We start from the raw sequence: 13,421 nt of genomic DNA, 5'->3' as shown, positions 1-13,421 counted from the left end.
TTATTCCTCCAATAAGCCATAAATAATTTTGATTACATCTTCTGTTAAATCTTCTATAGACTTTCTAGCATCCACCTTTACTATTTCATCTTTATAGAGATCAGCCATTTGCATATATCCATCAAAAATCTTTCTGTGAAATGAAAAATCTTCGTTTTCTAGTCTATCTGCAGAAAAATTGGCTCTTTTTCTTTCTAAAGCTGTCTTATAGTCAATATTGAAAAATATGTTTAAGTCAGCCTTAAGACCTTCTGTTGCAAAATTATTTATGTTCTTTATCTTATCTATACCCAAATTTCTACCTAATCCTTGATATAATAATGAACTTAGGACAAATCTATCGCAAATTACAATTTTACCCGCTTTTAAATCCGGTTTAATTCTTTCTTCTACAAGCTGGGCACGACTTGCTGCAAATAGGAGAGCTTCAGTCTTTGCTGACATCTCGGAATTTTCATTATCAATTATTATTGATCTGATTTTTTCAGAAATGGGTGTTCCACCTGGCTCCCTATAGAAGCTTACAGGATGAGAGTCATTTTCTAATATCGTCTTAACTTTTTCTAATATGGTTGTTTTTCCAGACCCATCTGGTCCTTCAAATACTATAAATTTTCCGTTCATATATACATTATACTATATTTTCCCAAAATAAGTCTAGGAGTATTTTTTCTTTAAAATTTCCAAATAAAAAAACCATTGTCTATAATAAAGAGCAATGGCTTTAAATATTATTCGTTATCTTCAGATTCTTCAGTTTCATCAACTGTTGGTACATCAGCTGCATCTGCTGTTTCTTCATCATCAATGATTTCTTCTTCAGATACTTCTTGTAGTGAGCAGATAACTTCTTCTGCATCAGCAAGTACGTTGATGTTTTCATCTTTGAAGATGTCAAGATCAGCAACTGTTTTGTTTTCACCAATTTGTAGGTCTTTGATTTCAACATCTGCTGTTTGTGGGATGTATTTTGGTAGACATTCTACTTCTACTACGTCGATATTTTGTACTAGTACTCCTGCATCAGCATTTAAATCATCTCTACCAATTAGGTTAACTGGAACAGATACTCTGATTGCTTGATTTTGGTCTATAGCCTGAAAATCTACATGTAAAAATTGGTTTTTGTATGGATGAGTTTGGAAATCTTTGATAAGTACTTCTTTACCTTCTCCATTGACATCTAGTGTTATAATTGTAGATGTTCCAGCTTGTCTAAGAACTTTATCAAATTCTCTAGCTTCAAATTGAACATTTACATTTTCTTGATTTTTGGCATAAACTACTCCTGGTATTAATTCACTATTTCTAAGTTTGTTAACTTTATTTTTACCAGTAGCTTCTCTTTTTTCTGCTTGTAAAACTAAATTAGCCATTTTGCCTCCTTATTAATTCATACTAGCTAATTATACTCCATCTTTGCCTTATTTACAATAACTTAAAGATTAATATTTTAAAATTATTGATAATTTATGCTCTTGTAATACAATATTGCTAATAGGATGAAAAAATGAAGGAGAGTTTTATGACAAGAAGAGGAAAATTCGGTACTGTAGATATTACTGTATTAGGTGAGGAACTTAAGGTTGGAGATAAGGCACCTGATTTTGTTGCCAACAAGATGGACCTTAGCCCTTATAATTTTTATGATGAAGAGGATGGAAAAATCAAGATTATTTCTGTAGTTCCTTCTCTAGATACTGATGTTTGTGAACTTCAAACAAAGATGTTTCAAAAAGCAACTGAGTTTTTATCAGACGATGTTATAATCCTTACAGTTTCAAATGACTTGCCTTTTGCTCAAATCAGATTTAAGAAAAATAAAAAAGCTGATCAAATTAAGTTTGTTTCAGACTATAATACAAGAGATTTTTCAAGTAAATATGGCACCTTAATTGAAGAATTAAAACTTCTAAATAGGTCTGTATTTGTTGTTGATAAGGATAATACAATAAAATATGTCCAATACTTAAAGCAAAATACTGATCTTCCTGAATATGAGGAAGCTGTTAGGGTTGCTAAACAATTAAGTAAATAATAACCATAAAAAACTCCTCTTATCGAGGAGTTTTACTATTTTGTGATTAAAAATTCTTCGTATTTTTCCCTATCATAGACAACATCTAATTCACCTATAAAGTTAGAATACTTATCCGGATAGCAGAAGGATTGCTTAAACCTATATAGGCCATCTTTTGAATCTAGACTAAATGTCCCACCTAGATCTAGATAATCATAACCTTTTTCTAGACACCATTTTATTTCTTCCCAAATCATATTATAATTTGGCATCTTGTTTCGGAGCTCGTTTGAGCTTGCAGCATATAGGTAATAAACCTTATTGCCATAAGGAATTAATAAGGATGCTGAAAGAGGCTTATCTTCAAAATATGATATAAATATTTCTGCATCTAAATATTCTATTAGCCTTTGGTAATAATCTTTTGGTCTATGGCCGATTTCCTGTCTTTCTGCCATTATTTTTGTAAGTTCATAGAATATATCTAGGCCTTCGTCGTCAGTTTTTATAATTGTATTTATTCCAGCTCTTATCGATTTTCTAACGTTGTACCTTCCCTTTGATGAAAAGCTTTCAAATATTTCATCTTCATTATGACAAGTTAAATCTATTATCATATTGTATCTTGGTTGGGTAAAGGAGTGAGTATCTAGTCCCACACTTCTAAAATCATAACCTAATTTCCTATAATCATAGACTAATTTCTCATCAAATACTAGCTCTGGGTCCATTCTTAAAAGAAAGGCATCGTATTTGTCTTTTAAAGGCTCCGCTTCCTTTATTAGTGCTTCCACTAGCTTTGTATCCCTAAAATCACATACTGGCCCTCTAGGAGCATATAAGAAGTGTTTACCGTTTGTATTTTTGATTCCTATCACAGACATTGCAGCAATTATCTGCTTATTTTCTTCTATGTATACATAATCATTTGTCCAGTTGTTTTTAATTTTTGACCAAGCTGTATCTTGCATTGGTCTAGCGTAAGGGCTATTTCTTACAAATTCATTATATCTTTTTAAATCATTTTCATTATTTACTATTGGCATTATCTATCATTCCCTCCAACAAGGTAAGCGTGGTAATCGCACCTATACCACTTTTGCTTCCTAGGTAATCGACATTCATTTCACTTATAGACTCTACGTCTACATCTCCTACTATCTTACCATTTATATACGAAGTTCCAACATCTATTATTAAGCTATCATCTTTAAAATAAGTTTGATCATAATAAGATGCACTCCCTATTGCTGATATAAAAATGTCAGAGTTTTTGATAAAACTCTTAGGATTTTGACAAGAGCTATTTATCACACTTACATTTGCACCCCTACTTGCTAAATACATAGATAGTGGTTTTCCTATTACACTTGTCCTATTAGCAATTGTTATATTTTTTCCCCTATAATCTATTTGTTGATTTTCTAAAAATTTAACAATAGCTCTTGATGTGGCAGGAAGAAAATCTATCCATCCTTCCATAGACTTGCCTAAGGATTTGAATGTAAAACCATCTAAGTCTCTAATTTTGATCGATTCTTTTAAATATGTCAAATCTTCACCTGAGCCAAAAGGTGCTAAAATGATAAAGCCATCCGCTTTGTCAAAAGAATTTATAAAGGAAATTATTTCATGATTATTTTCTCCATCAAATTCTTTTTCCACGTAAGAAATTCCAAACTCTTCACATCTTTTGATTATTACGTTTTTATAAAATATAGCTTCCTTATTTGGATTTTTACTTAATAGTAGGATTTTATTTTTAAAATTATTATTTTTTAGTTTATTAAGAAGTTCATCTCTTAAATTTTTGGTATTTAATAAATTCATTTTTCTCCATGAAAAAACATCCAAAAGCTCTTGCTTCTGGATGCTTATATTTTTTCTAGAATATTCTTCTAGCTCCTCTGTATGCTCTTTGGTATGATCCGTTGAATAAATTATCAACTCTAACGCCTGTTTCTGGAGTAGATGCGTGTACGAAAGTACCATCTGATCCTGTTACAATTCCAACGTGATCGATAGATCCTCCACCAAATGAGAAGAACACTAAGTCTCCTGCCTTTAGATTACCTAATTCTACCGCATATCCATTGTTAAATTGGGCTTGTGAGCTGTGAGGTAAGCTTACCCCTATTTGTCTATAAGCATAAGATGTTAGCCCTGAGCAATCAAAACCTACACTTGGATCTGATGAACCCCAAACATAAGCAGACCCAACGTATTGACTAGCTATTCCTGCTGCTGATTGAGCGTTCTGGTTAACTTGTGGAGTATTTTGTGTTGATTCTACTGATACAGCTTCTTCAGCATTTGAGATTGCTTCTCTAACTACTGGGGCTTGTGCTTTTTGAGCAGATTCTTGAGCTTTGGCTTCTTCTGCTTTCTTAGCTTCTTCAGCCTTTCTTGCTTCTTCAGCTTTTCTTGCCTCTTCTGCAACTCTTGCTTCTTCTGCTTTTATTTGTTCAACTAGAGCACTTGGATATGCGTTTGATAGGTAAGCTAGGTTTACATAACCTTCATTTGTTACAAACCATTCACCATCTACATAACCTACTAGCTTATCCCCAGCCTTGATTGATCTAAGGATATTTGAGTTGTTACTAGCATCTTTGCTTGTTCTTATATTTAAACTATTTGTATTTACAAATTTATCTTCTAAGGCTGGAGCCTTAACTTCTTGTTTTGTTGACTGTGTTTCTACCGCTTCTTCTTTAGTTTCCACATCGTTATCATCTTGATATGTAACTACTTCTTTAGCTGGGCTTTCTGCGACATCTTCTTCTATAGCAGAATCATCATATTCTACTACTTTTTCGCTAGCTTTAGAATTATCTACTATTACTTGGTCAAGGTCTGAGTCATCATATTTAACTACACCATTTTCATCTTTATCGTCATAGCTTACAATTTCTTTAGCTGCTTCTTGATTCGCTTTTTCTTCAGCTATTTTTTCAGCTTTAATAATTTGTGGCTTAACTAAATTTTGAGCAGTTTTCTCAATTAGTATGTTTTCTTTTATTTCTTTGCTAGCCTTAGCTGTATTTCTCTTTTGGCCGGCAATTTTTGTATTTTTTACTTCTTTAGTATAATCGCTTTTTACGAAAGAAGATGAGCTTTCAACTTCTTTGTTTTCCTCAGATATTAAAGAATTTGTATGTTTATCATTTTGTAAATCTGTAACTGTTGTAGCGTATGCTGTTGCTACAGCAGCTGATGCAGCTATAACTGAAAGCGCCGCACCTATGTTTTTCTTATTCATTATTAATAACTCCTCCATAATTGTTATGAATTGTTAAATCTATTGTTTTATTTTGAAATCTGACTATATCTTATATCTTTTTTACAAAAGTGTCAATAATTAGTTACAAAAAAATTACACTTTATTAGGATTTTTTTATACTTATTGAGAATTATTCCGAAATTACCCAATATTTATAAAATGTAACCGGTTAAAGTGTAATTTTTTCCTACAGCTCTTTTGTTTTTTGTAACCAATTCTGTAGTAATTATGTAAAGAGTAAATCTGTAAGCCGTGTTCTGTCGTGGATAATCATCTATCTAGGCTTACTATTGCTAGTAAGCTCAAGCGAACTACCATTTTGCGGACAGGACCGAGCAAGCCCTTTTGCGTCCTTTTGTTCTTGCACCGGATGGGGTTTACATAGCCTGCCTATCACTAGGACAGCTGGTGAGCTCTTACCTCGCCATTCCAACCTTACCAAATTTTGGCGGTATACTTTCTGTTGCACTTGCCTGAAGATCACTCCTACTTGACGTTATCAAGCATCCTTGCTCTATGGTGCACGGACTTTCCTCGTGGCCTAAGCCCCGCGATTATCTAATTTACTCCGTATTGTATTTTATCTTTATTTTTAAAAATTTCAAATAAAGGTTCTAAATGAGTCTGTTTTTGAAAAGGTAAAAACTTCATCTCCTATTATTTTCTTTATTTCTTTTTCTAATTTGTATATTATATGGTTCTCGCTTGCAAAATGTCCTAAATCGGCAATAATTAGGCCCTTATTTGCATAATCCATACCTTCATGATACTTTATGTCTCCGCTTATAAATAAGTCGCAATTTAGGCTTATAGCATCATCTAATAAGGAGGCACCTGCACCACCACATATTCCTACCTTTTCTATTTCTTTGTTAACATCTCCATAGCAAATAATTTCATTGGCTTGCAACTTTTCTTTTACTTGACTAAGAAAATCTTTAGCATTTATTTTTTCAATATTACCGTACCTTCCAAGGCCAAGTTCTTTACCTTGCTCTAAGCTTTTCATATCTTTTAAGCCAATTATCTCTCCAAGATTATCATTTACTCCACCCTCTGCTATATCAAGATTAGTATGGAAGGCGAAAATTGTGATGTCATTTTTAATCGCTTTTTCTAATCTATTATAGAAACTATTCCTAAAATCAATGGATTTAGTTGGTGAAAATAAGTAAGGATGATGAGTAATTATTAAATTCGCTCTCTTTTCAATAGCTAAGTCTATACTTTCCTCTTCTAAATCTAAGGATAAGACGACTCCTCTTAATTCATCTTCAGGATTTCCTATTTGTAAGCCAGAATTGTCCCATTCTTCTTGTAAATAAAAAGGATACTTTTCTTCTAATTTGCTAATTAAATATTTTATTTGCACCTTTCTTCCACCTTTCTTATCGCTTCTAACCTGTCTTCAATTTTTTTAATAGCTTTTTTATCATCAGAATTTTCTTTTATATGATTAAGGAAATTCTTATTTTTATCCTTGTCTATTTTTAGCTTTTCTAAAAGAAGTTTGCCCTTATTTTCAATATCTGTAAAACCGTAATAGTACTCTTCAAATGACAAATCTCTTGTTTTCTTATCTTTAACCTTTAAAATATCGTAAAATTTTCTTTTTTCATAGGTTAAAAAGTCTAATTCAATATCAAAATCATTTTCCATTAGATATTCTCTAAGTAAACTTGTATTAATATTTGATTCTATAATGAGATAATCTAAATTACTTACAAAATCTAAACTATCATTTATTATATCAATAATTGTGTTTGCACCCATACCAGCAATAATTGCTACCTGATTAGGTTCGCTTTTTAGGCCCTTAAAACCATCTGTATGGATAGTTTTTATTATCTTTGATGTATTATCATCTAACCTATCTATAAGCTTCTGCAGAGATGGTTTTGAGATGTCTGTTGCTATTATATCTTTTGATATATTATTTTTTGCCAAATATAAAGGAACCAATCCATGATCGGTTCCTACATCTATGACTTTTTTATTTTTATCTAGTATTTTAACTATATCTAATAATCTTTTCTTATCTTCCATTTTATAAAAAGTCTTTCAATAATTCGCTCTTATTAGGAGATTTTAATTTCCTAAGTGCCTTTGCTTCTATCTGTCTAATTCTTTCACGAGTTACATCAAATTCTTTGCCAACTTCTTCTAAGGTACGTGGAGTACCATCAATCAAGCCAAATCTTAATTGTAGGACTCTTTTCTCACGAGCACCCAGGCATGAGAGAACTTCATTTAGTTGTTCTCTTAACATTGAATAATTTGCTGCCTCGCCTGGATCTATCGCACTATCATCTTCTATAAAATCTCCCAAGTGGCTGTCATCTTCTTCACCGATTGGTGTTTCAAGACTTACCGGTTCTTGGGCAATCTTTCTAATCTCTGATACCTTATCTACTTCTATGCCCATTGCTTCAGCTATTTCTTCATTTGATGGATCACGTCCCAAATCCTGCACCAATTGCCTTTGAATTCTTACAAGCTTATTTATAGTTTCTACCATGTGAACCGGTATCCTTATTGTTCTAGCTTGGTCTGCTATAGCACGGGTAATAGCCTGTCTAATCCACCAAGTGGCATAGGTTGAAAACTTAAAACCCCTGTTGTAGTCATATTTATCGACTGCCTTCATAAGACCCATATTTCCTTCTTGAATTAAATCTAAGAAGTTCATGCCACGGCCTACGTATTTTTTAGCTATGGATACGACTAGCCTTAAGTTTGTTTCAGCTAGTTTTTCCTTAGCCCTTTGTGACTTTATTATCTGATTTTTTAATTCTCTTATCTCTTGGCTTGTAAATTCTTCATTGTTTAACATTTTAAGAGCAAAATCTCTTTTATTTATCATGTAGACTAAAAATGATGATTCATCATCATTTAACTTATCTTTATTTTCAAGGCGACCAGCAAGTTCAGATATTTTTATTAGATTATCTATTACCATCTGATCATTTGTCTTAATGAAGTCCTTGTTGGCTGCTTTTTTAAGTAAATCATTAAATGATTGGTACACCAAATTTACAACTTCAGAATTTTCGATGATTTTTAACATATGGTCAAAGGAATCAAAAAGGTCACATAAGATATTTGCTTCCCTCTTGCTTAAGTCATCATCATTAACTGATTGTTGGGCTATATTGCATATCAAAATTTTCGCATTAAGCTGCTCAAGCTGGTCCTTATCAAGGTCATCTGTCATAACTTGGTTAAACAAGCGACCCATATTGACCAAACCATCTAAGTCTTCGATTGTTTCCGCATCTATTTCTTGGCCTATAGATAGCTTATCACTGGCATTGGTTAATATCTTAGCTAAATCACCAAAAAATACATCATTGGCAAGTTTAGTCTTATTTTGCTTGTTAAATTTATTACCATTTAAAGCTTTTCTGGCTATTTCTCCAGCTTCCATCCTTCTTGATAAAATAATTTCTTCGGTTGCTGTTAAGAGATTTACTTTACCAATTTCCTTTAGATACATTTTTACGGGATCATCAAGCTTAAGGCCAGCCAAATCATCTACAGACTTATCTATTTCCTTTTCAATCTCTTCTTCATCGATATCTTCATCTTCATCATCGTCAATTTCTTCTTCAACTTCTTCCTCTTTGTCTAACTCAGTCTCAGACTTTTCCACGATTTCTATTCCTGAAGATGTAATTTTTTCTATTATAAACTTTTGATTTTCAATTTCTAAATCATTAAAATCATCGAATTCATTTATCTGACTAAATGTTATTACCCCATCTTGGGATTCGCTTATCGAGATAAATTCTTCAACAATTTCTTTTAGAACTTCATCTTCGAGCAATTTATTATCATCGCTGGTCATCATTTCTCCCCTTACTAATTGTAGGCCCAGTTTCTCTTAATTTCTTTATCTTTTGGAGCCTTTCATACAGGCTAATCTTATCTTTTAACTCATTTACTAAGATAGGATTCTTATCATTCATAACATAAGCTAGAATAAATTTAAAATCCTTATCATTCTTGTCAAATTTACTAGGTTCTTTATTAATCAAAAAATCTTTAAAATCAATTAATTTTTGATTTTTTAAAAATTTATCAAAATATTCAGACTCTTCTTTATAATCATCAGGCTGCATAAAAATAAGCCTTAAAATTTCTAATTCATATTGATTAAAATCTAACTTCTCTTCCTTAACTATTACCTTTTTATCAATCGGTTTATTATTAAAGAAGTTTGTTCTATTTTGTTTATTATTATACTTTGTAATAGCCTCTTTTAAAGTTGATTTTTCAATGTCAAATAGCTTTGATACGTTATTAATAAAAATTTCACGTGTAAGATCTTGCTTGATGCTTGCAAGAAATTCTATAAATAAATTTAACTTATCAAACTTTTCATTCTCACTTGCTTGTGAGTAAGAATCTAATATCTGATTATACCTATAATTATATTGGTCTAAGGCCTTATCCATTTTATCGATAAAGGCTTCTTTGCCATATTTTCTTACAAAATCATCAGGATCTAGTCCCTCTCCAAGCTCAATTATATTTACGCTTATATCTGCTTGGTTAAAAATATCTATAGCTCTTTGAGTAGCTTTTATTCCTGCTCCATCAGAATCATAGCAAACATAGATATTATCAGCATATCTTTTCGCAAGTTTTGCCTGATCTAGTGTAAAAGCTGTACCAAGACTTGCTACAGCTATATCTATACCCCAATTGTTGAGAGCTATAACATCCATATAGCCTTCAACTAGGATTAAATCTCTTTTATTTTGCTTTTTGAAATTATTTAAAGCATATAAATTATATCTTTTTTTAAATATCTCAGATTCTGGAGAATTTAGATATTTTGGCATGGCATCATCTATTGCCCTGCCGCCAAAACCTATTACCCTACCATAAATATCTATTATGGGATAAATCACTCTATTCCTATACTTATCATAATAATTGCCATTTTTAGACTTAGCTATTAAGCCTAAAGATAAGAGGTCCTCTTCCTTATAGCCCTTTGATTTTGCATAATTTAACAAATCATCCCAAGAATCTTTAGCATAGCCAAGCATAAAGGTATTAACTATATTGCTTCTTAATCCCCTCTTTACTAAATAATCTTGAGGAGCTTTATTGGTTAATAAATTTTTATAAAAAAACATCATTATATCTTTATTGATATCATATAGGTGATTTTTATATTTATTTTCCCCAGGGTTATTTTGATAAATTAAATTTATTCCTGCTCTATTGGCTAAAAATTCCAAGCTTTCTGGATATGATAGGCCTTCTTTTTGCATTATAAAAGAAACAACATCCCCTCCTGCTCCACATCCGAAACAGTGAAATAATTGTTTCTTCTTGTCAACTGTAAATGATGGGGTTTTCTCGTTATGAAATGGACATAATCCCTTATAGGAGGAGCCCGCTCTCTTCAAGTCGACATATTCGCCAATTATATCTATAATATCTGAACTTTCCTTTATTTGATTTGCCATATCATCTGATATTAATCTCATCTTATCACCTATTCAAACTATACTTTTATTAGCTTTTATATCAATTTATCTTTTTTAGCATTTTAAAGAAATTGGCTTTAATAAAATTTTATGATTTATATTTTAATTTTTTCTAAAATAGTGATGGTTTTTGAAATGAAAATTGTTAAATATCCCTAAAAAATATAGTATAATATTAATACTTTAGAAGTGTTTTACGCAATTTCTATAAAATTTGCATCAAAGATTAGAGGTTTAAGATGGATAACAATCAACCATTATTACAAAATGATAATTCAATAAATAATATTGATATAAGAATATTGGATGCCCAAGAGAATTCTCTTGCCAAAAATGCAGCTAGTAGGATTCAGTTTCATCCTTTTACATATTTTTATTATCTAGCTGAAGGATATGGCAAACTTTCTATAGAAAGTGAAGTAATAGATTTTAATGCTGGTGATCTTGTAATAATAAATCCTAATATCGGACATACCTTATATGTGGATAAAAGTATTAGCTCATGCAAGCTTATTGGCTTCGGAATTGAAAGCATTTCAATTGCTGGACTTAAAAATGATGAAAGTATGGATATCAATTATTTCCACGTTGATAATAAAAATAAATCCTTGCAATTTGAAGGGCTATTTAGCGATATAATTAGAGAGTATAAGGGAAGCGATTTATTTGCAAGGTCTATGGCTTCTTCATTAGCTTGTGCTTTAGTAATTAATTTACTTAGAAAATATAGAAAAAAAATAGTTGTTAAGCACGATAAGAGAGTCAATAGACAAATTGACTATATTAAATCTTATATGGATGCTAATTACCACGAAGATATCAAATTAGAAGACCTATCTGCTATGGCTTATATGAATAAGTTTCACCTTATTTCTGAATTTAAGCAATCATATAGAATCACTCCAATTGAGTATTTAATTTTAAAGAGAATTGAAGTTTCAAAAAATATTCTTATATCAACCAACCACACCATGGAAGAAGTATCTGCCATAGTGGGTTTTAATTCCCAGTCCTATTTCAACCAAGTTTTTAAGAAAAAAGTTGGAGAAACTCCTTCACAATTTAGAAAGAAACACAGACTATAAGACTAGTTTACTAGTCTTATTTTTATATTAAAAAAGAGGCCTAAGCCTCTTTTTAATAATCAACCCCCTTGGAATATTTATTTGTTGCATTCCATATCAAATATTCATTTTGACCTGATTCATAAATCGCATCTATCTGAGCCTGTACAGCATCAGCATCATATTCCATCCAATTTCCCTCTCCTATCCAAGAAGCGGTAAAATCTTGTATCCATGGACGGGATTGAGGTTTGTGCTCGAGTTTTGAAAATATTTTTTGTTCTTCCTTTAGATATCTTTTAACTAGTTCATAAGGCTCCAAGTCAGGTTTTTCAATTTCAAATGAATATGGACCCCAGTGGGATGGATATATCATAGATGACATTATATCAGCCTGATTTGATATTTCAGAGAAATCTTGACCAATACCACTTGCTCTTCCAGCTTGTAGAGCATATCCAAACACGTCTACAGATATTGGTATGCCGTAAGCTTGTATACTTTCTCTAGCTCTTCTTACAAAGTTAGTAATAGCCGCAACCCTCTTATCTCCTTCATCCATATTTTCTTTCTCATATTCACCTCTAGAGTAATCTAAGCTATCTCCAAATGTTTCAAAACCTTCTGCAAACCTTACATAGTCAAATTGTATTTCATCAAATCCAGCTTCTGCTGCAAGCTCTGCGATATGAATATTGTAATCCTGCACTTCTCTTAAAAATGGATTCATAAAGGCTTCTTGGTGACCATTTGCCCAAAGGCTACCATCTGCTTTCGTAAAGCCCCATTCTGGGTGAATTTTGGTTATAATTGAGTCTTTGAAGCTTGTAATTCTACCAATTACATATATGCCTCTTGAATGAAGATCATCTATTAAGGTTTTAGCATTTATAAGCTTTGTATTTGCATACTGTATATCTTCATTATCGGTATCAAAATCTACGGTTATATTTCCCCAGTCATCTTTGACATCTATTACTACAGCATTTAGGTTACTTTCTTCTATCATTCCCATTATGCCTTCATATACTTCAGGAATATTTATTGATCCTGTGTTGAAATATAATCCCCTTACCCCATCTTTTGGATAATACTTACTTTTTTTATCTTCTAGAGATAAAAGTCTAGAGGTGTCATAATCCATATTATAATCATCAGGGGTAACACCTATTTCGTATGGTTCACCTATCGGCTTTTTTTCAGGCTTAGTTTTTTTGCTTATTTTTTTACTTTCTTCAATCTTTACTTCTTCTGTAGGATTTTCATCTTTAACTTTTGAAGAAGAGCCGCAAGAAGTAAGTATTAATATTAAAGTAAGTAAGAATGGAAGAAAAATTTTTTTCTTAATCATAGATTCTCCTAAATAAAAAAGCGAGCACAGGCCCGCTTATTTAAATTATTTTTTAGTTATTCAAGGTGTCATATTAAAGAAGTTTTACTTCTTCTTATAAAATTTCTGGACTCGGCCATTCCTTATCTCAGAAATTACGAATATATCCGTAACCTTTATATATGGTGGGACTATTTAACTATCTTAGAAACAACTCCTG

General features: G+C 31.6%; 12 protein-coding genes and 1 other RNA gene. 2 read left to right on the top strand and 11 right to left on the bottom strand.

Annotation, left to right across the window (positions count from 1 at the left end; all coding sequences use genetic code 11):
* A complete protein-coding gene (gene tmk, locus ACCQ42_RS03860; RefSeq protein ID WP_410035446.1) occupies nucleotides 1–624 on the bottom strand; it encodes a dTMP kinase in 624 nt (207 codons plus the stop codon).
* 107 nt (nucleotides 625–731) lie between these two features.
* The gene (locus tag ACCQ42_RS03855) at nucleotides 732–1,376 is read right to left on the bottom strand and encodes a 50S ribosomal protein L25 (RefSeq protein WP_410035445.1); all 645 of its coding nucleotides are present in this window, start codon (nucleotides 1,374–1,376) and stop codon (nucleotides 732–734) included.
* Nucleotides 1,377–1,525: 149 nt separating this feature from the next.
* Here ACCQ42_RS03855 and tpx point away from each other — a divergent pair, with 149 nt between their 5' ends.
* The gene (gene tpx / locus ACCQ42_RS03850; RefSeq protein ID WP_410035444.1) at nucleotides 1,526–2,038 is read left to right on the top strand and encodes a thiol peroxidase; all 513 of its coding nucleotides are present in this window, start codon (nucleotides 1,526–1,528) and stop codon (nucleotides 2,036–2,038) included.
* A gap of 35 nt (nucleotides 2,039–2,073) precedes the next feature.
* On the opposite strand, the gene ACCQ42_RS03845 is transcribed toward tpx, so the two are convergent.
* The 8 genes from ACCQ42_RS03845 to dnaG all read right to left on the bottom strand — a co-directional run bounded on the left by ACCQ42_RS03845 (nucleotide 2,074) and on the right by dnaG (nucleotide 10,807).
* Nucleotides 2,074–3,066 (bottom strand): lipid II:glycine glycyltransferase FemX, encoded by a 993-nt coding sequence (locus ACCQ42_RS03845; RefSeq protein ID WP_410035443.1) that lies wholly within the window; start codon nucleotides 3,064–3,066, stop codon nucleotides 2,074–2,076.
* Nucleotides 3,050–3,850 (bottom strand): bifunctional 5,10-methylenetetrahydrofolate dehydrogenase/5,10-methenyltetrahydrofolate cyclohydrolase, encoded by an 801-nt coding sequence (locus ACCQ42_RS03840; RefSeq protein ID WP_410035442.1) that lies wholly within the window; start codon nucleotides 3,848–3,850, stop codon nucleotides 3,050–3,052. Before ACCQ42_RS03840 ends, ACCQ42_RS03845 begins: the two co-directional genes overlap by 17 nt.
* 55 nt (nucleotides 3,851–3,905) lie before the next feature.
* Nucleotides 3,906–5,282: an NlpC/P60 family protein gene (locus tag ACCQ42_RS03835; RefSeq protein ID WP_410035441.1), complete on the bottom strand. Its 1,377-nt coding sequence runs from the start codon at nucleotides 5,280–5,282 to the stop codon at nucleotides 3,906–3,908.
* 251 nt (nucleotides 5,283–5,533) lie between these two features.
* Nucleotides 5,534–5,873, bottom strand: an RNA gene (rnpB, locus tag ACCQ42_RS03830) — RNase P RNA component class A.
* Nucleotides 5,874–5,904: 31 nt separating this feature from the next.
* Nucleotides 5,905–6,675, bottom strand: coding sequence for a Nif3-like dinuclear metal center hexameric protein (locus ACCQ42_RS03825; protein ID WP_311530547.1), 771 nt, complete (start codon nucleotides 6,673–6,675; stop codon nucleotides 5,905–5,907).
* Nucleotides 6,666–7,349 carry a tRNA (adenine(22)-N(1))-methyltransferase gene (locus ACCQ42_RS03820; RefSeq protein WP_410035440.1) on the bottom strand — a complete coding sequence of 228 codons (684 nt, stop codon included), beginning with the start codon at nucleotides 7,347–7,349 and terminating at the stop codon, nucleotides 6,666–6,668. The genes ACCQ42_RS03825 and ACCQ42_RS03820 overlap by 10 nt, the downstream gene beginning before the upstream one ends.
* Before the next feature lies 1 nt (nucleotide 7,350).
* Entirely contained in the window at nucleotides 7,351–9,150 is a 1,800-nt protein-coding gene (rpoD, locus tag ACCQ42_RS03815) for an RNA polymerase sigma factor RpoD (RefSeq protein ID WP_106460579.1), read from the bottom strand.
* Complete coding sequence (gene dnaG / locus ACCQ42_RS03810; protein WP_265236473.1) at nucleotides 9,137–10,807, bottom strand: DNA primase; 1,671 nt, start codon at nucleotides 10,805–10,807, stop codon at nucleotides 9,137–9,139. The genes rpoD and dnaG overlap by 14 nt, the downstream gene beginning before the upstream one ends.
* A gap of 239 nt (nucleotides 10,808–11,046) precedes the next feature.
* On the opposite strand from dnaG, the gene ACCQ42_RS03805 reads away from it, so the two are divergent.
* The gene (locus ACCQ42_RS03805; protein ID WP_311530544.1) at nucleotides 11,047–11,892 is read left to right on the top strand and encodes an AraC family transcriptional regulator; all 846 of its coding nucleotides are present in this window, start codon (nucleotides 11,047–11,049) and stop codon (nucleotides 11,890–11,892) included.
* A 52-nt stretch (nucleotides 11,893–11,944) separates the two neighbouring features.
* Here the strand turns inward: ACCQ42_RS03805 and ACCQ42_RS03800 are convergent, their stop codons facing one another.
* Entirely contained in the window at nucleotides 11,945–13,222 is a 1,278-nt protein-coding gene (locus ACCQ42_RS03800; RefSeq protein WP_106460582.1) for a putative glycoside hydrolase, read from the bottom strand.
* Between the last annotated feature and the right edge of the window lie 199 nt (nucleotides 13,223–13,421).

The sequence above is a fragment of the Anaerococcus kampingae genome (assembly GCF_046365475.1).
Classification (GTDB): domain Bacteria; phylum Bacillota; class Clostridia; order Tissierellales; family Peptoniphilaceae; genus Anaerococcus; species Anaerococcus kampingae.
The sequence above is the reverse complement of the archived record's forward strand: the minus strand, read 5'-3'. Positions and strand labels throughout refer to the sequence as shown.

What these genes read in the sequence shown, in the direction of transcription:
- tpx (WP_410035444.1), top strand. Translation starts at nt 1,526, where the DNA reads ATGACAAGAAGAGGAAAATTCGGTACTGTAGATATTACTGTATTAGGT.
- ACCQ42_RS03820 (WP_410035440.1), bottom strand. Translation starts at nt 7,349, where the DNA reads ATGGAAGATAAGAAAAGATTATTAGATATAGTTAAAATACTAGATAAA.
- ACCQ42_RS03835 (WP_410035441.1), bottom strand. Translation starts at nt 5,282, where the DNA reads ATGAATAAGAAAAACATAGGTGCGGCGCTTTCAGTTATAGCTGCATCA.
- ACCQ42_RS03840 (WP_410035442.1), bottom strand. Translation starts at nt 3,850, where the DNA reads ATGAATTTATTAAATACCAAAAATTTAAGAGATGAACTTCTTAATAAA.
- rpoD (WP_106460579.1), bottom strand. Translation starts at nt 9,150, where the DNA reads ATGACCAGCGATGATAATAAATTGCTCGAAGATGAAGTTCTAAAAGAA.
- tmk (WP_410035446.1), bottom strand. Translation starts at nt 624, where the DNA reads ATGAACGGAAAATTTATAGTATTTGAAGGACCAGATGGGTCTGGAAAA.
- ACCQ42_RS03805 (WP_311530544.1), top strand. Translation starts at nt 11,047, where the DNA reads ATGGATAACAATCAACCATTATTACAAAATGATAATTCAATAAATAAT.
- dnaG (WP_265236473.1), bottom strand. Translation starts at nt 10,807, where the DNA reads ATGAGATTAATATCAGATGATATGGCAAATCAAATAAAGGAAAGTTCA.
- ACCQ42_RS03855 (WP_410035445.1), bottom strand. Translation starts at nt 1,376, where the DNA reads ATGGCTAATTTAGTTTTACAAGCAGAAAAAAGAGAAGCTACTGGTAAA.
- ACCQ42_RS03845 (WP_410035443.1), bottom strand. Translation starts at nt 3,066, where the DNA reads ATGCCAATAGTAAATAATGAAAATGATTTAAAAAGATATAATGAATTT.
- ACCQ42_RS03800 (WP_106460582.1), bottom strand. Translation starts at nt 13,222, where the DNA reads ATGATTAAGAAAAAAATTTTTCTTCCATTCTTACTTACTTTAATATTA.